The organism is Arsenicicoccus bolidensis DSM 15745 (assembly GCF_000426385.1).
Lineage (GTDB): Bacteria > Actinomycetota > Actinomycetes > Actinomycetales > Dermatophilaceae > Arsenicicoccus > Arsenicicoccus bolidensis.
Genome location: NZ_AUFG01000005.1, coordinates 1 through 18,051 on the forward strand (window position 1 = coordinate 1; position 18,051 = coordinate 18,051).

Here is an 18,051-nt window from a genome sequence, read left to right on the forward strand (position 1 = left end):
CGAGGCTGCCACCTGGACCCCGCCCGCGGAGGACCTCCGTCCGTCCCTCGAGCGCGTCGAGGCCTGAGCCCCGCTCCGGGCGGGCACCCGACGGGACGTGACCTGTCGGGTCGCGTCGGGTTGAGCCCAGGGCGGGCACCCGACGGGACGTGACCTGTCGGGGCGCGTCGGGTTGAGCCCAGGGCGGCCGCCGACGGGATGTGACCTGTCGGGGCGGGTCGGGTCGGGCCCGAGGCCGCCAGCCGACGGGATGTGACCTGTCGGGGCGGGTCGGGTCGGGCCCGAGTCCGCCAGCCGACGGGACGTGACCTGTCGGGGCGGGTCGGGTCGGGCCCGAGGCCGCTGGGCGACGGGACGTGACCTGTCGGGGCGGGTCGGGTTGAGCCGCGGCGGCTAGCCGACGGGAAGTGACCTGCCGGGCCGGGTCGGGTTGAGCCCGAGGCCGCCAGCCGACAGGTAGTGACCTGCCGGGGTGCGTCGGGTTGAGCCCGAGGCCGCCAGCCGACGGGAAGTGACCTGTCGGGGCCCGTCGATCGATTAAAGCGACGTCGTCAGGGCTCTGCCTGCCCCGACGGGGCACCTTTGGGCGCGGAGGTCGGGGCGCGAGTTGAGTCCCCGATAGTGGTGTAGCGCGGTCGATGGGCGGGGGTGGCGTCAGCCGAGAAGGGGGACGTCGAGGTCGTAGGCGAGCACGATCGCTCGCGCGAGCTGATGCTCCTGGTCGTCGGTGAGGAATCCGAGCGTGCGTCCGAGCAGTGACGCAGGGATGGTCACCACGTTGTCGAGGGACACGGCGCCCGCGTGGTCCAGCCCGTTGGCGCGACCCACCGGGACCTCGCTGCTCAGGCCCTTGACGGTGGAGGTGATGGGGGCGACGGTCACCTTGGTCATGGCGCCTCGGGCGGCCTCGCGCGTGAGGACGAGCACGGGCCGAGTCTTGTCGGCGCGCGCCAGACAGATCTCCCGCACAACCGTCAGCGGTCCAGGTCGAGGGAGGACGCGGACCACGTCACGAGGTCGTCGAGATCGTCGCCCGCGCCGTGCTCGGCGAGGATCGCCGCGTCGCGGACGGCGGCCCGGTGACGCATCTCGCGCTCGATCGCCACGGCGACCAGCGCGGCCCGGCTCGGCACCTCGCCGGCGGCCACGGCCCGGTCGAGGTAGGTCACCATCTCGTCCGGCAGGCGGACGGCGATCTGAGAGGACATGGCGTCATCCTACCGCGCCTGCATCCCGAGGTGGGATGCAGGTGGTCCGGGGCGGCTGCCGCGACGCCGGGTTGGGTGGGTCGTCATACATTGGCCGTATGACGCAGACCGGGGAGACGTGGCAGCAGCGGGAGGCTGCGCGCAAGGACGTCGCCCGCGAGGCGCGGGACCTGCCCCGCGAACCGGCGTCGTGGGGACCGCGGCTCGCGATCGCGGTGGCGACCCTCGCCTGGCTGACGACCCTGGTGTGGCTGGTCGCGACGCTGCCCGAGCGCGTACCGACGCACTGGTCGGGCAGCACGGTCCCCGACGACTGGTCGAGCCGCGGCACGGCGCTGGCGATGTCGGTGCTCCTGCCGCTGGCCCTCGCCTACCCGATGGTCTGGCTCTCGCGACTCGCCCTCGTGTGGCCCGACGGGATCAACGTGCCCCACAAGCAGTGGTGGCTCGAGCGGCCGCGCCGGCTGGTGAGGTTCGAGCGGCTGGTGCGCGAGGACCTGGTGCTGCTCGTCGCGGCGACCGTCGGGCTGCTGACGGCCGTCGACGTGCAGATCGGGATCGCCGCGCACCGCCCCGGCGGCGAGACGCCCGGATGGAGCGTCCCCGTGCTGCTGGGGACCTACCTGCTGCTGGTCGGCCTGGTGGTGGGGCGGATGGTGGTGGGGCGGCGCTACCGGCCGCGCGAGGACGACGCCGAGCTCGCCTGAGCAACCTCGCCTGAGCGATCTCGCCCGATCGACATCGCCTTCGCGACCTCGCCCGATCGACGCCGCCCCCGGTCCATGCTCCGGCGGTCAGGTGACGGCCGGCTCCCACACCGACCGTCCTGCCTCGGCTGCCTCGAGGTCGGGCACGAGCGCGCCGTCGAGCTGCTCGCGGAGGATGTCGGCGTGGCCGGCGTGCCGCGCCAGCTCCTCGACCAGGTGCAGCATCTCGTAGCGCCGCGTGGCCGTCGTCGCCGGCAGGCCGTTCCACGGTGCCGGGGGCTGCAGGGACTCCTCGTCCGGGTCGGAGGCCAGGGTGCGGGCCCGGCAGTCGGCGCGGGCGGCGTCCAGCTCGGCGAGGACGCCGTCGACCGTGTGCCGGTCGTCGAAGGCGAAGGTGTCCATGAACGCGGCGACACCCTCCTCGGAGAAGTCGCCCGGTCGTCCGGACCCGGCGTGCTGGCGCAGCACCCAGGTGGTGTGCCGCACGAGCCCGCCGAGGCTCAGCCGGCTGCGGGCGGGGTGAGCGGCTGCCTGCTCGTGGGTGAGGCCACGCAGCGAGGCGTGCAGCGCGTCGACCTGGGAGTCGGCGTAGCCCGCCAGCATCGCGAGCTCGGGGTCGGTGGTGGGTGCGTACATCAGCGGATCTCCTTGTCGGTCAGGGTGTCTCGGTGGGCGTAGAGGTCGCGCAGCAGCGCCATCTCGGCGCCGTGGTGGATGACCTCTCGGTTGATGTGGAGGACCAGGGTGGCGAGCGGCAGGTCGGCATACGGGCCCTCGGTGGGACCGCAGGGTGCGGCGAGGTCGTCGGGGGAGAGGGCGGTGGTCCCGGCGCGCCAGGCGGCGTAGGCGTCGTCCAGCTGGGCCAGCGCCCCGTCGGCCGTCGTCGCATAGGGCCACGACTGGTAGTCGGCGGGCGGTCCGCCGAAGTGGCCGTGGTTGCGCATGGCGAGGACACCCACGATGACGTGGGCCAGCCGCCACGCGATGGTCGTGACCGGTGCGGGCACCGGCTCGGGATAGGCGAAGTCGATGGTGGTCGGCTCGCCCGGGTGGATGGTCCAGGCGGGCTGGGCCGGCTCCCAGAGGTACTCGTCGTCGGTCAGCCCGTCGAGCCTGGCGCGCAGCTGGTGCGTCCAGTGCCAGTGCAGCTGCTCGTCGAGCTGAGCGGTCCAGTCGAGCGGCGAGGTGGTCCGTGACGTGTTCATGGCTTCACTGTCGCGCCCCTTGCGGACACCTCCTGTCCGCAGCGTCCGGCAGGATGGGACGTATGGCGGACACCACCGCGCGGGCGCTGCGCCTGCTGTCACTGCTCCAGTCCAGGCCCGTGTGGGCCGGCCCCGACCTGGTCGCCGACCTGCACGTCACCGACCGGACGCTGCGCCGTGACATGCAGCGCCTGCGCGACCTGGGCTACCGCGTCGAGTCGGCGGCGGGGACCGGTGGCGGCTACCGCCTCGTGACGGGACGCGAGCTGCCCCCGCTGGTGCTGGACGACGACGAGGCCGTGGCGCTGGCGGTGTCCCTGCGCCTGGCCACGCAGGCCACGGTCGAGGGCATCGGCGACGCCTCCGTCCGGGCGCTGGGCAAGCTGGAGCAGGTCATGCCCGGGCCGCTGCGCGAGCGGGTGGCCGCGGTGCAGGAGACGACGGTGGCGCTGGCGCCCGGGGGAGCGCGGGTCGACGTGGGCGCCGTCACCGACCTGGCCACCGCGGCGCGCGGGCGCGTGCAGGTGCGCTTCGGCTACGTCAAGCGTGGGGGCGAGACGGGCGAGCGACGCGTCGAGCCCTATCACCTCGTGGTGGCGGGGCGACGGTGGTACCTCCTGGCGTGGGACCTGGACCGCGACGACTGGCGGGTCTTTCGCGTGGACCGGACCTCGGACGTCCACGTCACCACCTGGCGCTTCACGCCCCGGCCGTGCCCCGACCCGGCCGAGCACGTCCGCCAGGCCCTGGGGACGCGCGGGCAGCGCCATACGATCGTCGTCCGCCTGTCCGCCCCGGCGGACGCGGTGCGCGACCAGGTGCCCCCGACCATCGGCGTCGTGACCGAGGACGGGCCCGACCGGTGCGTCCTCACGGTGGGCACCGACGACCTCATGGGCGCGGCGTGGCACGTCCTCGCGCTCGCCGACGCGGTGGAGGTCGTCTCACCGCCGGAGCTCGTGGACGCCATGGCCGTGCTCGCGGCACGCGCCACGGCCGCCGCCCGTCCACCGACCGGTCAGGGACGGGCGGGGGCGGGTGTCGGGACGTGACCGGTCGGCGGGGTCCTGGGGCTCAGCGCGGGGAGGCGGCGCGCGGAGGCGGGGGTCGCAGGCCCTGCTCGCGCAGCTCCATCAGCGCCAGGGCGTGCACGACCTCGGGGTCGCCGCGGCGCCAGGCGCCGACCGGGTCGGGCGAGATGCGGGTCAGGCGCTCGAGGGGCTGACGGGCCATGGCGCGCAGCGCGAACAGGTCCAGGTCGGCCTCGGAGTCGACGTACCGCTGCGCGGCCGTCGCCGCCCGCACGAACGCCACGCGCCGCGACACCCACCACAAGGTGACGAGCAGGATCGGGACGGCCGCCGTGAGCAGGCCCAGCAGCCAGCCGATCTGCTGGATCTGCGCGACCAGGTCGCCCGACGACCGCGCGATGCCGTCGCCGGTGCCCGACGCCTTGTCGAACGGCACCTTGAGCGTGTCGCCCACCATCGGCAGGTCACCGACCGACGAGCTGGCGTCGCGCATGGTGCGACCCAGGTCGCTCGCCCGTGACTGGATCCCCACGACGGGGTCGGCGAGGCGGACCACCGTGTCCTGCACCAGGCGCCCGACCCACACCCACGAGGCGATCCACCCGATCAGCAGCAGGTCGCCCAGGACCTGTCGGAGTCGTCGGGCCGGGGCGGCGGCATACAGCGTCATGGGCCCAGTGTCGCCGGGACCCCACCCCGCAGGAGGGGGCGACACCCCCGTGGCTAGACTCGCGAGTGTCGGGCGACGGGGGCGATCCCTCCGGAGCCAGGTCGAGCACGGGGCCGACGGCGTCCCCGGCGTGGACAGGAGAGAGCACATGTTGGTTGGCATCCCCCGCGAGATCAAGAACAACGAGTTCCGTGTGGCGATCACCCCCTCGGGTGTGCACGAGCTGGTCGCTCACGGTCACGAGGTGGTCGTCGAGAAGTCCGCGGGCGCAGGGTCGTCCATCACCGACGAGGACTACACGTCGGCCGGGGCCACCATCATCGACTCGGCCGACGAGGTGTGGGCGCAGGCCGACATGATCCTCAAGGTCAAGGAGCCGATCGAGGCCGAGTACCACCGCATGCGCGAGGGCCAGACCCTCTTCACCTACCTGCACCTCGCGGCGGACCGCCCGCTGACCGAGGAGCTCATGAAGCGCAAGGTCACGGGCATCGCCTACGAGACCGTCCAGCTCCCCGACCGCTCGCTGCCGCTGCTGGCCCCCATGTCCGAGGTCGCGGGCCGGCTCGCCGCGCAGGTCGGCGCGTACTACCTCATGAAGACCAACGGCGGACGCGGCGTCCTCATGGGCGGCGTGCCCGGCGTGCAGGGCGCCAACGTCGTCGTCCTCGGCGCCGGCGTGGCCGGCCTCAACGCCGCGCAGATCGCCGTGGGCATGCACGCCCGCGTCAAGCTGCTCGACATCAACATCGCCCGGCTGCGCTACCTCGACGCGATCTATCAGGGCCACCTCAACACGGTGACCTCCAACGCGCTCGAGGTCGCCCAGGCCGTGCGGGAGGCCGACCTGGTCATCGGCGCGGTCCTCGTGCCCGGCGCCAAGGCCCCCAAGCTCGTCACCAACGAGCTCGTGTCGCAGATGCGCCCCGGCTCGGTGCTCGTCGACATCGCCATCGACCAGGGTGGCTGCTTCGAGGACTCGCGGCCCACGACCCACGCGGACCCCGTCTACCAGGTGCACGGCTCGACGATGTACTGCGTCGCCAACATGCCGGGCTCGGTGGCCAACACCTCCACCTACGCCCTCACCAACGCGACCCTGCCGTATGCCGTCGCGCTCGCCGACAAGGGCTGGCGTGCGGCGCTCGAGGCCGACCACGCGCTCGCGCTGGGGCTCAACACCTACGACGGCCGCGTGACCTTCCCCGGCGTGGCCGAGGCCTTCGACCTGGAGTGCACGCCGGTCGACGAGGTGCTGCGCTGAAGCCGGAGCGCGCCATCCGTGGGTGGCTCGACCACCTGACCGTGGAGCGGGGCGTGTCCGACAACACGCTCTCGTCCTACGGGCGTGACATGCGCCGCTACCAGGCCTACCTGGAGCAGCGCGGCATCACCGACATCGCGCAGGTACGCGAGGAGGACGTTGCGTCCTTCCTCGCGCACCTGCGCACGCCGGCGCCGGGCGAGGGAGACGCGCCGGGACGCACGGCCCTGTCGGCGTCCTCGGCCGCCCGCGCCCTGATCGCGGTGCGCGGCCTGCACCGGTTCCTGCTGCTCGAGGGCGTGACCCAGGTCGACCCCGCCCGCGAGGTGCGGCCGCCCGCCGTGGGGACGCGGCTGCCCAAGGCCATCCGCATCGACGAGGTGGAGCGACTCCTCGAGGCGGCCTCCGTCGGCGACACCCCGGTGTCCCTGCGCGACCGTGCGCTGCTGGAGGTCGTCTACGCCACCGGCGCCCGCATCTCCGAGGCGGTGGGGCTCGACCTCGACGACCTGCCCGGGCCCGACGTGCCCGAGGAGGAGGCCGCCGTCCGGCTGCTCGGCAAGGGCGGCAAGGAGCGGCTCGTCCCGCTCGGGTCCTTCGCCCGCGAGGCGATCGGCGCGTATGTCGTGCGCGCCCGCCCCCTGCTCGCCGCCAAGGGATCCGGCGGACCCGCCCTGTTCCTCAACCAGCGCGGTCGCCGGCTGTCCCGGCAGAGCGCGTGGGCCGTCATCCAGGTCGCAGCCGAGCGCGCCGGGCTCGACCAGCACCTGTCACCGCATACGCTGCGGCACTCCTTCGCCACCCACCTGCTCGACGGCGGCGCCGACGTCCGCGTGGTGCAGGAGCTGCTGGGGCACGCGAGCGTCACGACCACGCAGATCTACACCCAGGTCACCGTCCAACGGCTCCGCGAGGTCTTTGCCGAGTCCCACCCTCGTGCTCGCTGAGGTCGCGGGTGGGGTGCGGCGACCAGGGCGCTCATCCCTAGGGTGAGGGCGTGATGCTGCCCGAGTGGTTGCTGTGGTGGCCGCTGCCTCCTGCGGAGCGCTACCTGCGGCGACGATGGCCGATGGCCCCCATGGTGCCGACGAGCGGTCAGCTGCCGCGCGGTTCCGCGCCATACGTCCCGCTCACCGATCGACCGCTCACTGCGGACGAGCTCGCCCGGTGGCAGGCGGAGAACCCGATGCCCAAGCCGGACGAGGAGGAGCTCGAGCGCGGGTTCTGCGCAGAGCAGCAGCGCCAGCGTCGTCGGTCGCGGCGCCGGACCCGAGGTGGTCGACGAGGTCGCCCTGCAGGTCGCCGGCGCGCTCGCACAGGTCACCACGTGACCGGAGTGTGATCACGCACCGTGGTCACGGTATGGTCACGTGTGACTGATCTGCGCGACGCAGACCGCCGCACCAGCGTGGGAGATGATCGACCGGTGAGCCACCCGGAGCAGACCCAGCAGCAGCCGAGCGCCTACGAGTCGCCGCGTCATGACGTCCTCCCCGGGACGGACGGGGTGTTCGAGGGCAACATGGGCCCGACCGGCCGACCCATGATCGACTTCCCCGAGCCGCCGCCGCTCACCAGCCACGGCCCGGCGCGCGTCATCGCGATGTGCAACCAGAAGGGCGGGGTCGGCAAGACGACCACCACCATCAACCTGGGGGCGGCGCTCGCGGAGCTCGGGCGCAAGGTGCTCATGGTCGACTTCGACCCGCAGGGCGCGCTGTCCGTGGGTTTCGGGATCCGCACCAACGACCTCGACACCACGATCTACAACCTGCTCGTCGAGCGCGGCCTGGACGTGCGCGAGGTCATCCAGCCGACGCGCACCGACAACGTCGACATCATCCCGGCCAACATCGACCTGTCCGCCGCCGAGGTCCAGCTGGTCGGAGAGGTCGCTCGCGAGCAGATCCTCGCGCGGGTGCTGCGCCCGGTGATGGACGACTACGACGTGATCCTCATCGACTGCCAGCCGTCCCTCGGCCTGCTCACCGTCAACGCCCTCACGGCGGCGCACGGCGTCGTCATCCCGCTGGAGTGCGAGTTCTTCGCCATGCGCGGCGTGGCCCTGCTGGTCGAGACGATCGAGAAGATCATCGACCGCCTCAACCCGCGCCTGCAGATCGACGGGATCCTGGCGACGATGTATGACGGCCGCACGCTGCACAGCCGCGAGGTCGTCCGCTCGGTGGTCGACCACTTCGGCGACACCGTCTTCCACACCGTCATCAGCCGCACGGTGAAGTTCCCGGATGCCACCCTGGCCGCCGAGCCGATCACGACCTACGCGTCCGCGCACAGCGGCGCCGAGGCCTACCGCCGGCTGGCGCGGGAGCTCATCGCCCGCGGTGGTGCCGCCTGAGCGTCATGACCGAGCCAGGTCGGGCAGCGGAGGCCACGCCGGGCGGCGTCATCACCCGACGAGCGGCGGTCACGCCGTTCGAGGTGCACCTGGACAACTTCGACGGGCCGTTCGACCTGCTGCTGGGGCTGATCAGCAAGCACAAGCTCGACATCACGGAGATCGCGCTGGCCACCGTCACCGACGAGTTCATCGCCCACATCCGCGCTGCCCAGAAGGCCGCGGACGAGGGCGGGCAGGACTGGGACCTCTCCCAGGCCTCGGAGTTCCTGCTCGTGGCGGCGACCCTGCTCGACCTCAAGGCCGCGCGCCTGCTGCCCAGCTCGGGGCCCGACGACGAGGAGGACCTCGCCCTCATCGAGGCGCGTGACCTGCTCTTCGCCCGCCTCCTGCAGTACCGCGCCTACAAGCAGATCGCCGGCGCCTTCGCCGAGCGCATGTCGACGCACGGCCGCATCACGGCACGCCAGGCCGGGCTCGAGCCGCAGTTCGCCCGGCTGCTGCCCGAGCTGGTCATGGCCGTCACGCCGGAGCAGCTGGCCATGATCGCGGCCCGGGCGCTCACCCCGCGCGAGGCGCCGACCGTGGGCCTGGCCCACCTGCACGCCGCTCAGGTGTCGGTGCGCGAGCAGGCGTCGATCGTCGTGGGCCGGCTGCGCTCGCACGGCACGATGTCCTTCCGCTCCCTGGTCGCCGACGCCGACTCCACGCTCGTCGTGGTCGCGCGGTTCCTGTCCCTGCTCGAGCTGTTCAAGGAGGCGGTCGTGTCCTTCGAGCAGGCCGAGGCCCTGGGCGAGCTCGACGTGCGGTGGACCGGCGAGGACCGCGAGGACGTGGAGATCACGGGGGAGTTCGACGACGTGGACGCCGCCGACGCCGCCGACATGGCCGCGGCCGCCGTGATCGCGGGCGGCGAGTCCGTCACCGAGCGCGACGGGGACCCCAGCGACGAGGAGCAGCGCCTCATGGCGGAGGCCGCCCTGGCCGCGGCGGCCGACATACCTGCTGGTCAGGACCACGAAGGAGGGCAGACGAATGTCTGAGGCTCAGGTCGAGGTGGAGGCTGTGGAGCCGCAACCTCAGGTCGAGGAGGAGGTCTTCGACGTCCGCGACTTCCCGGCCGGGCTGCGCGGCGCGCTCGAGGCCGTCCTCATGGTCGTGGAGGAGCCGATCGACGAGAGCACCCTCGCGGCCGCGCTGGAGGTCCCCCTCGACCAGGTGCGCGAGCAGCTCGTCGACCTGGCCCGGGAGTATGACGAGGGCTCGCGTGGTTACCAGCTGCGGGACTTCGCCGGTGGCTGGCGCATCTACTCCCGCCCGGAGTACGCCCCGGCCGTGGAGAAGTTCCTGCTCGACGGGCAGCGCGCCAAGCTCACCCAGGCCTCCCTGGAGACCCTCGCGGTCATCGCCTACCGGCAGCCGGTGTCCCGGGCCCGCGTCAGCGCGGTCCGCGGCGTCAGCGTCGACGGCGTGATCCGCACCCTCATGACCCGTGGCCTGATCACCGAGACCGGCCACGACGAGACCACCGGGGCCGTGCTCTACGGCACGACCCCCTACTTCTTGCAGCGGATGGGCCTCTCGAGCCTGGACGAGCTGCCGGCCCTGGCGCCGTACCTGCCAGACACCGACATCCTCGACGAGATCGCAGAACAGGGGCGCTGACATGAGTCCGCAGCCGAACAGGTCCAACAGGTCATCCGGGTCCGCCGGCGGAGGCCGCCGCGGCGGCACCGGAAGCACGGGTGGCTCCGACCGCTCGGGTGGCTCCGGCCGCTCTGGGGGCGCAGGCCGCTCCGGCGGCACGGGAGGCTTCGACCGCTCCGGCGGCGCCGGCCGCACGGGCGGATCTGGCGCTGGTGGCGCGGGTCGCTCAGGTGGGTCGGGCGGCACGAGCCGCTCGAGCGCGCCGGGAGCCCCCCGCCGCATGGGCCCCGGGGCCAAGCGCATCGCCGGGCAGCGTCGCGCCGCCCAGCAGCCGCAGCGCGCCCGCTCCACCGAGCCCTACGTCGACGTGCACAACCCCGAGGGCACCCGCCTGCAGAAGCTCCTCGCGAGCGCCGGCGTCGGCAGCCGCCGCACCTGCGAGCGACTCATCGCCGAGGGGCACGTCCAGGTCGACGGCCACGTCGTCACCGACATGGGGGTGCGCGTCGACCCCGAGACCCAGCAGGTCCACGTGGACGGCGACCGGGTGATCTTCGACGAGAGCAAGGTCTACCTGGCGTTCAACAAGCCGCTCAACGTCGTGACGAGCATGCACGACGAGCTCGGCCGCGTGGACATCGGCGACTACCTCGGCGAGGGCCGCAAGCAGCGGCTCTTCCACGTCGGACGGCTCGACCAGGACACCGAGGGGCTGCTCCTGCTGACCAACGACGGTGAGCTCGCGCACCGGCTGCAGCACCCGGCGTACGGCGTCACCAAGACCTATCTCGCGCAGGTCCCCGGCCCGCTGCCGCGCGACCTGGGGCAGCAGCTGCGGGACGGCGTCGAGCTCGAGGACGGTCCCGTGCGCGTCGACTCGTTCAAGGTCGTCGACTCCTCGCCGGGCAAGGCCGTCGTCGAGGTGGTCCTGCACGAGGGTCGCAAGCACGTCGTCCGCCGCATGATGGAGGCGGTCGGCCACCCGGTGCTCAACCTCGTCCGCATCAAGGTCGGCGAGGTCGGCCTCGGCACCCTCAAGGCCGGCAAGATGCGGGCCCTCACGCGCGCCGAGGTGTCCTCGCTCTACGACGCGGCCCAGCTGTGATCCGAGCCCGGATCGTCGGCACCGGCCTGATCGGCACGTCGATCGGGCTCGCGCTGCGCGCCGCCGGGTGGCAGGTCAGCCTGCAGGACCCGTCCCCGACGGCGGCGGCCCTCGCCCGTGACCTCGGGGCCGGGACCATCGACGACGAGACGCCCGACGTCGTGGTCGTCGCCGCGCCCCCGGACGTGGCGGCCCGGGTCGTGGCCGAGCAGCTCGAGCGCTGGCCGGGGGCCGCGGTGACCGACGTCGCCTCGGTCAAGGGCGCCATCGCCTCCGGGGTCGCGGCCCTTGCCGGCTCCGGGTCCGTCGAGCGGTATGTCGGCAGCCACCCCATGGCGGGGCGCGAGCGATCCGGCGCGGTGGCCGGACGGCCCGACCTGTTCGAGGGGCGGGCGTGGGTCGTCGTGCCGACGCCACGGTCGGCCCCCGAGGCGGTGGACGCCGTGCGCGCCCTGGCCGCCGCCGCCCGGGGCGAGGTCGTCGTGATGACGGCCGACGAGCACGACGCGGCGGTCGCGGCCGTCTCGCACGTCCCCCAGGTGATGGCCACCCTCACGGCCGCGCGCCTGCGCGACCGCGACGAGCACGCCGTGGGGCTCGCCGGCCAGGGCCTGCGCGACGTCACCCGCATCGCCTCCAGCGACCCGCAGCTGTGGACCCAGATCCTCGCGGGCAACGCCGCCGGGGTCCGTGAGGTGCTGCTCGACGTGCAGGAGGACCTCGCCGCGGCCCTGGAGGCGCTCGCCGCGCTGGCCGACGAGGCGTCGACGAACGGCGCGGACGAAGGCCCTCACGGAGACCGTGGCGGCGAGCACGCGAACGCGCGCGGCGGGCGGTACGCCCCCGCCCCCGGTGCTCCCGGTGCCCGGGCCGTGCTCGCCCGGCTCCTCGACGACGGCAACCGCGGCCGTGCCCTCGTCCCCGGCAAGCACGGTGGCGCGCCGACGGCATACGACGTGGTCACGGTCGTGATCCCCGACGAGCCGGGCTCGCTGGGGCGGCTGTTCGCCGAGGTCGGCGACGCGGGCATCAACATCGAGGACCTGCACCTGGAGCATGCCGTCGGTCACCCGGTCGCGCTGGCCGAGGTGTCGGTGCTGCCCGCCGCGAGCGACCGGCTGCGCGACCACCTGCGGTCCACGGGATGGCGGATCCACTAGGCTCGCGGGCATGACCAGCAGCGCCTCGCAGACCCCCGCTCCGACCCCGCCAGGCGACCAGATGAACGGCCCTGACCTGGTCGTCGTCGCCATCGACGGGCCCTCGGGGTCGGGCAAGTCCAGCGTCGCGCGAGCGGTCGCGTCGCGGCTGCGCTACGGCTACCTCGACACCGGGGCGATGTATCGCGCGGCCACCTGGTGGTGCCTCGACCAGCACGTCGACCTGACCGACGGCGAGCGCGTGGCCGCCGCCGTCCGGGCCATGCCGCTGACCATCGGGACCGACCCCGAGTCGCCGAGCGTCGAGGTGGGCGGGACCGACGTGTCCGTGCCGATCCGCACGACCGAGATCTCGACCCAGGTCAGCGCCGTCGCCACCAACCTCGAGGTCCGCGCCGAGCTGCGTCGGCGGCAGCGCGAGATCATCGGGCTGGTCGGGCGCGAGCGCGGCGGCATCGTCGCCGAGGGGCGTGACATCACGACCGTCGTCGCGCCGGACTCCGACGTGCGGATCCTGCTCTACGCCAGCGAGGAGGCCCGCCTCGCGCGACGCTCGACCGAGCTGCACGGCAATGCCTCCACCGCCAACGTCGAGGCGACCCGCGACCAGATCGTGCGCCGCGACCGCGACGACTCGACCGTCTCGAGCTTCATGCAGGCCGCGCCCGGCGTCACCACGATCGACACCTCCGACCTGACGCTGCAGGGCTCGGTCGAGGCGGTGCTGGACCAGATCGCGTCCGACCTGGGCCGCATCCGTGACTGACCGCCGCGAGCTCGATCCCGCCCTCGCGAGCGACCGGCTGATGGGGGCGACCGCCCGGGCGGTGCGGGGAGTCCTGCGCCTCTATCGCCTGTCCGTCCTCGGGCGCGCGTCGTTCCCCGCGTCGGGGCCGGTGGTGCTCGTCGCCAACCACAGCGGCGTGCTCGACGGCCCGCTCGTCGCCGCGGTCGCGCCCCGGACCCCGCACTTCCTCGTCAAGCAGGAGCTGTATGCCGGCCGCGTCGGTCGCCTCCTGCTGCGGCTGGGGCAGATCCCCGTCGACCGCACGACCGGTGACCGTCAGGCCCTGGCCTCGGCCCGCACGGTCCTGGATGCCGGGGGAGTGGTCGGCGTGTTCCCCGAGGGCACCCGCGGCACCGGAGAGGTCGCCGCCGTGCAGCAGGGCGCCGCCTGGCTCGTGCTGCAGACCGGCGCGCAGGTCGTGCCCGTGGCCTGCGTCGGCACGCGCGCTCCCGGACGAGGTGCCGGGTCGCTGCCCCGGCCGGGCGCGCGGATGGTGGTGGCGTTCGGCGAACCCTTCTCCGTCGAGGCGCCCGCCGGCGTCCCCGGTCGCGAGCGCCTCCGCCTCGCGACGTCCCAGATCCACGAGCACCTGCGCGAGCACGTCGCCGCCCACCGTTAGGTGATCTGCGCCGGGTCGGGATCGACCGGAGCGATCCGCAGAAGGTTGCCGTCGGGGTCACGGGCGAGGAACGTCAGGCCGAACACGTCCTCGTGCGGCTCCTCGACGATGTCCACCCCCAGGCCCCGCCAGCGGTCGTACTCCGCACGGATCCGGTCTGGGCCGCCGGTCAGGTTCACGCACACCTCGCTCGTCCGCGAAGCCAGGACGTCCACCGAGGTCGTGGAGCCCGACCACAACGCCAGGCTTGCCCCCTCCGCGATGCGGAACTCAGCGAACCGCGGGCTGGCGATCGTCGGTCTCATGTCGAACAGCCGCCTGTAGAAATCGGCCGATGCGGCGGCGTCGCTGACGTAGACGATGAACAGGTTGGGTGTGGGCATCAGGGTCTCCTCGGTGCGGGATGCTCGGACAGCCCCACCGCATCGTCAAAAGACGACAGCTCCTGTCATCTTTGCGGCGAGAATGTGGGCGTGAAAGCGTCCCGGCTGATCGCGATCCTGCTGCTGCTGCAGACTCACGGGCGGATGACCAGTGCTGACCTGGCCGAACGCCTCGAGGTGTCACGCCGGACCATCCTGCGTGACGTCGAGGCGCTGTCCGCCGCGGGAGTGCCGGTCTATACCGAACGCGGGCGGCGTGGCGCCATCGTGCTGATGCAAGGGGCACGACTGAACGCGGCGCGCCTCGACCCTGACGAGGTGGAGGTGCTCCTGCTCGCTGGCCTGGATCAACGCTCGTTCGCACTGCTGAACCTCGAGGCGGAAGCCCGGTCCTCAGCTCGCAAGCTGGCCACGCGCCGACTCCCGGCACCCGAGCAAGCGAGACTGGCCGACCTCATCGTGGTGGACAACACCCCCTGGGCCAGCGACGAAGCACCCGTCGACGTTGCCGCGGTTCTGGCCGCAGTGCGCACAGGTCGGCGGCTGCAGATCCGGTATCGCGGGAGCGGGCAGGCCGAACCCACCAGTCTTGTCATCGATCCCTTCGGGCTGGCGAGCAAGGGAGGCCCCTGGTACCTCGTCGCCGACGTCGACACGGCGCCGCGACTCCTCGCCCTCAGCCGCCTCCTGGAGCACGAGGTGCTGGACGAGCCCGCCCGACGTCGCGCAGGAGAGACCCTCTCCTCGGTGTGGGGAGATCTGCGACGCCACACCGAGCCAGGCGGGAGGATCCTGGTGACGGCGCACCTGCGTGCTGATCGAATCGACCTCGCACGCCGGATCCTCGGGACGCGGTTGGTCCAGGCGAGCGACACCCAGGACGTCGGACACGGCTTGGTCGTGGAGATCGTCGTCCGCTATGACCACCCGGAGGCCGTCCGCCAGCTCCTGCAGTTCGGCGATCACATCGAGGTCATCGCCCCGGCCAGCGCGCGCCGGCGCATGCACGAGCTGGCCGCGGACCTCGTGCGGGTCCACGCCTGTGTGCCATCGATTGACGTCGCGGGCTCATAGGAAGGCATTGCCTTGAGTTATCAGATATGATCATTTCATGGATGTGCTCTCCGAGGTGCTGCAGTCGGCCGTCCGGCTCCAGCGGCTGGTGCCGGATGCCGTGCTGGTCGGTGGCTCGGCAGCCGCCTACTACGCCGGTCACCGCCAGTCCTTCGACCACGACCATGTCCTGACCGATCTGGTCGAGCGCTACGGGGCTGTCCTTGACGCGGTCGAGGCGAGCGACGGCTGGGCCACCAGCGTGCGGGCGTCGTCCCCGCCGTTCACCATCCTCGGCTCCCTGGACGGGGTCGAGGCAGGGCTTCGACAGCTGCGACGGCGTCGCCCGCTGGAGACCGCTCGCGTCGAGGTGGCCGGCGCCGGGGAGCTGGTGGTGCCGACGATCGAGGAGACCCTGCGCGTCAAGGCCTACCTGGTGGTCCAGCGCAACCAGACCCGGGACTACCTCGACGTCGCTGCCCTGGCGGACGCGATGGGTCACGCGCCTGCCGTGACGACGCTGCTCGCCATCGACGACTACTACGCGGACCGATCCGACGAGCAGGGTGCCGTGTCAACACTTCTCGTGGAGCGGTTGGCCCAGCCTGACCCCCGCGACCGCCGCACGATCGACGAGCTGCCTCGATACAAGGGGCTGCTGCCCCGGTGGCACGACTGGTCGGCGGTGGTGCAGGTGTGCGCAGACCTGGCCGCGGTCATGGTGGACCGGGACGAGTGATGGCGCTGAGCTTTCGCAACGTCGATGCCGACCCGAGCGACCCGGTCGAGTCGTGGCCCTACGAGGGGCTGGTCACGGCCGTGGAGCGCGGCGGTCTGGCCGACTGGCGCCGGATCCACCGCGCCGTCCAGGCCGACCCGTGGGGTCCGGTGGCGCGCTCGCTCGAGGACTACTTCAGCTATGAGCAACCGTATGGCGTGACGCCGCTCCTGCAGCGCTCGATCGCCGACGCACGCGCGGCCGCCGAGGCTGCCGAGAAGGCGGCGGTGGCCCACGAGGTCACGGCGCTCGTCGCCGCGAGCGGCCTGTCGCGCAAGGCCTTCGCCGAGCGGATCGGCACGTCATCGTCACGGCTGTCGACCTACGCGTCCGGCAAGGTCTCGCCGGCGGCCTCGCTGGTCGTCCGGATGCGTCGCGTCGCTCGTTCGGGCGGCAGCGGGGCATGAGGGACAATGGGATGCCGGTGCCCGCTCCGCGGCATACGGCAAGGACTGCTGAAGGACCGCTCACGTGACCGACCACGACAACCCGACCTCCGACGAGACCCCGGTGGGATCCGCGGCGGACGACACCCTCGACGAGGGGGTCGAGCAGGCGCTGCGTGCAGGGCTCGAGGACTTCGAGCTGTCCGAGGAGGACCGCGCCCTCATCGACGCCGAGCCGGGCTCGCAGGACGACGACGACAACGCCGGCCCGCTGCCGGTGCTGGCCGTGGTCGGTCGCCCCAACGTCGGCAAGTCCACCCTGGTCAACCGCATCCTCGGCCGCCGCGAGGCCGTCGTCGAGGACGTGCCCGGCGTGACCCGCGACCGCGTCGCCTACGAGGCGGAGTGGACCGGGCGGCGCTTCACGCTCGTGGACACCGGCGGCTGGGAGGTCGACGCCCGGGGCATCCACCTGCGCGTCGCCGAGCAGGCCGAGGTGGCCGTCGAGCTGGCCGACGCCGTGATGTTCGTCGTGGACGCCACCGTCGGGGCCACCGACACCGACGAGGCCGTCGTCAAGATGCTCCGCCGCTCCGGCAAGCCCGTGATCCTCGTGGCCAACAAGGTCGACGACCAGCGCGCCGAGGCCGACGCCGCCATGCTCTGGGGCCTCGGGCTCGGCCAGCCGTGGCCCGTCTCGGCGCTGCACGGCCGCGGCTCCGGTGACGTCCTGGACGAGGTGCTGCGGGTGCTGCCCGAGGTGTCCAAGGTCGGTGGCGCCTACGAGCGCGGCGGGCCGCGTCGCGTGGCGCTGCTCGGGCGCCCCAACGTCGGCAAGTCCTCGCTGCTCAACCGCCTGGCGGGGGAGGAGCGCGTCGTCGTCGACACCGTCGCCGGCACCACCCGCGACCCGGTCGACGAGCTGATCCGCCTCGGCGACACCACCTGGCGGTTCGTCGACACCGCCGGCATCCGGCGGCGCGTGCACCAGACGCGTGGCGCCGACTTCTATGCCAGCCTGCGCACCCAGTCGGCCCTCGAGAAGGCCGAGGTCGCCATCGTCCTCGTCGACGCCGGCGAGCCGATCTCCGAGCAGGACATCCGTGTCATCCAGCAGGTCGTCGACGCCGGCCGCGCCCTGATCGTGGCCTACAACAAGTGGGACACCGTCGACGAGGAGCGCCGCTACTACCTCGAGCGCGAGATCGAGCGCGAGCTCGTCCAGATCCAGTGGGCCCCGCGCGTCAACCTGTCGGCGCTCACCGGGCGCAACACCGGCAAGCTCGTGCCCTATCTCGAGACGGCCCTGGACTCGTGGGACATGCGCGTGCCCACCGGGCGCCTCAACGCGTTCTTCGGCGAGATCGTCGCCGCCCACCCGCACCCCGTGCGCGGAGGCAAGCAGCCGCGCATCCTGTTCGCCACCCAGGCGTCCACGCGACCGCCGCGGTTCGTCGTCTTCGCGTCCGGCTTCATCGAGGCGGGCTACCGGCGCTTCCTCGAGCGGCGGCTGCGCGAGGAGTTCGGCTTCGAGGGCACGCCGATCGAGATCTCGGTGCGCGTGCGCGAGAAGCGCGGCCGGCAGTCGCGGTAGGCACCCGGCATACGGCCGGGGTGGGTGCGTCGGCGCTGTGGCAACGTGCGGGGGCTGCGCTCCGAGCGCGGCCTTCGCACGCTACGGACCGGAGA

General features: G+C 72.8%; 22 protein-coding genes. 16 read left to right on the top strand and 6 right to left on the bottom strand.

From position 1 onward, the window contains the following. Positions 1-654 precede the first annotated feature (654 nt). Together K313_RS0104030 and K313_RS0104035 are read right to left on the bottom strand one after the other, a co-directional pair. Positions 655-1,008, bottom strand: a complete 354-nt coding sequence (locus tag K313_RS0104030) for a type II toxin-antitoxin system PemK/MazF family toxin (RefSeq protein ID WP_313535875.1) — start codon at positions 1,006-1,008, stop codon at positions 655-657. Beyond that, positions 975-1,208: a YlcI/YnfO family protein gene (locus K313_RS0104035; RefSeq protein ID WP_029210535.1), complete on the bottom strand. Its 234-nt coding sequence runs from the start codon at positions 1,206-1,208 to the stop codon at positions 975-977. The genes K313_RS0104030 and K313_RS0104035 overlap by 34 nt, the downstream gene beginning before the upstream one ends. Before the next feature lie 98 nt (positions 1,209-1,306). On the opposite strand from K313_RS0104035, the gene K313_RS0104040 reads away from it, so the two are divergent. Continuing rightward, positions 1,307-1,915, top strand: coding sequence for a DUF1648 domain-containing protein (locus tag K313_RS0104040; RefSeq protein ID WP_029210536.1), 609 nt, complete (start codon positions 1,307-1,309; stop codon positions 1,913-1,915). Between the two features lie 87 nt (positions 1,916-2,002). Here the strand turns inward: K313_RS0104040 and K313_RS0104045 are convergent, their stop codons facing one another. Continuing rightward, positions 2,003-2,551 carry a mycothiol transferase gene (locus K313_RS0104045; RefSeq protein ID WP_029210537.1) on the bottom strand — a complete coding sequence of 183 codons (549 nt, stop codon included), beginning with the start codon at positions 2,549-2,551 and terminating at the stop codon, positions 2,003-2,005. Beyond that, on the bottom strand, positions 2,551-3,120 hold the full coding sequence (locus K313_RS0104050) for a DinB family protein (protein WP_029210538.1): 570 nt from the start codon (positions 3,118-3,120) through the stop codon (positions 2,551-2,553). Before K313_RS0104050 ends, K313_RS0104045 begins: the two co-directional genes overlap by 1 nt. A 62-nt stretch (positions 3,121-3,182) precedes the next feature. Between K313_RS0104050 and K313_RS0104055 the strand changes: the two genes are divergently transcribed. Further along, on the top strand, positions 3,183-4,172 hold the full coding sequence (locus tag K313_RS0104055) for a helix-turn-helix transcriptional regulator (protein WP_029210539.1): 990 nt from the start codon (positions 3,183-3,185) through the stop codon (positions 4,170-4,172). Between the two features lie 22 nt (positions 4,173-4,194). On the opposite strand, the gene K313_RS0104060 is transcribed toward K313_RS0104055, so the two are convergent. Beyond that, positions 4,195-4,821 (bottom strand): hypothetical protein, encoded by a 627-nt coding sequence (locus K313_RS0104060; RefSeq protein WP_029210540.1) that lies wholly within the window; start codon positions 4,819-4,821, stop codon positions 4,195-4,197. A 148-nt stretch (positions 4,822-4,969) separates the two neighbouring features. Between K313_RS0104060 and ald the strand changes: the two genes are divergently transcribed. From ald to K313_RS0104105, 10 genes are all read left to right on the top strand, one after another. After that, entirely contained in the window at positions 4,970-6,085 is a 1,116-nt protein-coding gene (ald, locus tag K313_RS0104065) for an alanine dehydrogenase (RefSeq protein WP_029210541.1), read from the top strand. Then, positions 6,055-7,032: a site-specific tyrosine recombinase XerD gene (gene xerD / locus K313_RS0104070; protein WP_156911130.1), complete on the top strand. Its 978-nt coding sequence runs from the start codon at positions 6,055-6,057 to the stop codon at positions 7,030-7,032. The genes ald and xerD overlap by 31 nt, the downstream gene beginning before the upstream one ends. Positions 7,033-7,082: 50 nt before the next feature. Then, positions 7,083-7,427 (top strand): hypothetical protein, encoded by a 345-nt coding sequence (locus tag K313_RS23375; RefSeq protein ID WP_156911131.1) that lies wholly within the window; start codon positions 7,083-7,085, stop codon positions 7,425-7,427. A gap of 180 nt (positions 7,428-7,607) precedes the next feature. Beyond that, positions 7,608-8,444, top strand: coding sequence for a ParA family protein (locus tag K313_RS0104075; protein ID WP_084412477.1), 837 nt, complete (start codon positions 7,608-7,610; stop codon positions 8,442-8,444). Between the two features lie 5 nt (positions 8,445-8,449). Next, a complete protein-coding gene (locus K313_RS0104080) occupies positions 8,450-9,487 on the top strand; it encodes a segregation and condensation protein A (RefSeq protein ID WP_029210543.1) in 1,038 nt (345 codons plus the stop codon). Then, positions 9,480-10,109: an SMC-Scp complex subunit ScpB gene (scpB, locus tag K313_RS0104085; RefSeq protein WP_029210544.1), complete on the top strand. Its 630-nt coding sequence runs from the start codon at positions 9,480-9,482 to the stop codon at positions 10,107-10,109. The genes K313_RS0104080 and scpB overlap by 8 nt, the downstream gene beginning before the upstream one ends. A gap of 1 nt (position 10,110) precedes the next feature. Next, positions 10,111-11,196, top strand: coding sequence for a pseudouridine synthase (locus tag K313_RS0104090; RefSeq protein WP_084412453.1), 1,086 nt, complete (start codon positions 10,111-10,113; stop codon positions 11,194-11,196). Continuing rightward, complete coding sequence (locus K313_RS0104095; RefSeq protein ID WP_029210545.1) at positions 11,193-12,356, top strand: prephenate dehydrogenase; 1,164 nt, start codon at positions 11,193-11,195, stop codon at positions 12,354-12,356. The genes K313_RS0104090 and K313_RS0104095 overlap by 4 nt, the downstream gene beginning before the upstream one ends. A 10-nt stretch (positions 12,357-12,366) precedes the next feature. Beyond that, positions 12,367-13,122 carry a (d)CMP kinase gene (cmk, locus tag K313_RS0104100; protein WP_084412455.1) on the top strand — a complete coding sequence of 252 codons (756 nt, stop codon included), beginning with the start codon at positions 12,367-12,369 and terminating at the stop codon, positions 13,120-13,122. Further along, a complete protein-coding gene (locus tag K313_RS0104105) occupies positions 13,115-13,762 on the top strand; it encodes a lysophospholipid acyltransferase family protein (protein ID WP_029210547.1) in 648 nt (215 codons plus the stop codon). Before cmk ends, K313_RS0104105 begins: the two co-directional genes overlap by 8 nt. On the opposite strand, the gene K313_RS0104110 is transcribed toward K313_RS0104105, so the two are convergent. Beyond that, entirely contained in the window at positions 13,759-14,145 is a 387-nt protein-coding gene (locus K313_RS0104110) for a VOC family protein (RefSeq protein WP_029210548.1), read from the bottom strand. The genes K313_RS0104105 and K313_RS0104110 overlap by 4 nt on opposite strands. Positions 14,146-14,235: 90 nt before the next feature. On the opposite strand from K313_RS0104110, the gene K313_RS0104115 reads away from it, so the two are divergent. From K313_RS0104115 to der, 4 genes are all read left to right on the top strand, one after another. After that, a complete protein-coding gene (locus tag K313_RS0104115) occupies positions 14,236-15,219 on the top strand; it encodes a helix-turn-helix transcriptional regulator (RefSeq protein ID WP_029210549.1) in 984 nt (327 codons plus the stop codon). A gap of 37 nt (positions 15,220-15,256) precedes the next feature. Then, complete coding sequence (locus tag K313_RS0104120) at positions 15,257-15,937, top strand: hypothetical protein (RefSeq protein ID WP_029210550.1); 681 nt, start codon at positions 15,257-15,259, stop codon at positions 15,935-15,937. Beyond that, the gene (locus K313_RS0104125; RefSeq protein ID WP_029210551.1) at positions 15,937-16,383 is read left to right on the top strand and encodes a helix-turn-helix domain-containing protein; all 447 of its coding nucleotides are present in this window, start codon (positions 15,937-15,939) and stop codon (positions 16,381-16,383) included. The genes K313_RS0104120 and K313_RS0104125 overlap by 1 nt, the downstream gene beginning before the upstream one ends. A 103-nt stretch (positions 16,384-16,486) precedes the next feature. After that, the gene (gene der / locus K313_RS0104130) at positions 16,487-17,956 is read left to right on the top strand and encodes a ribosome biogenesis GTPase Der (protein WP_034251684.1); all 1,470 of its coding nucleotides are present in this window, start codon (positions 16,487-16,489) and stop codon (positions 17,954-17,956) included. The last annotated feature ends 95 nt before the right edge of the window (positions 17,957-18,051 follow it).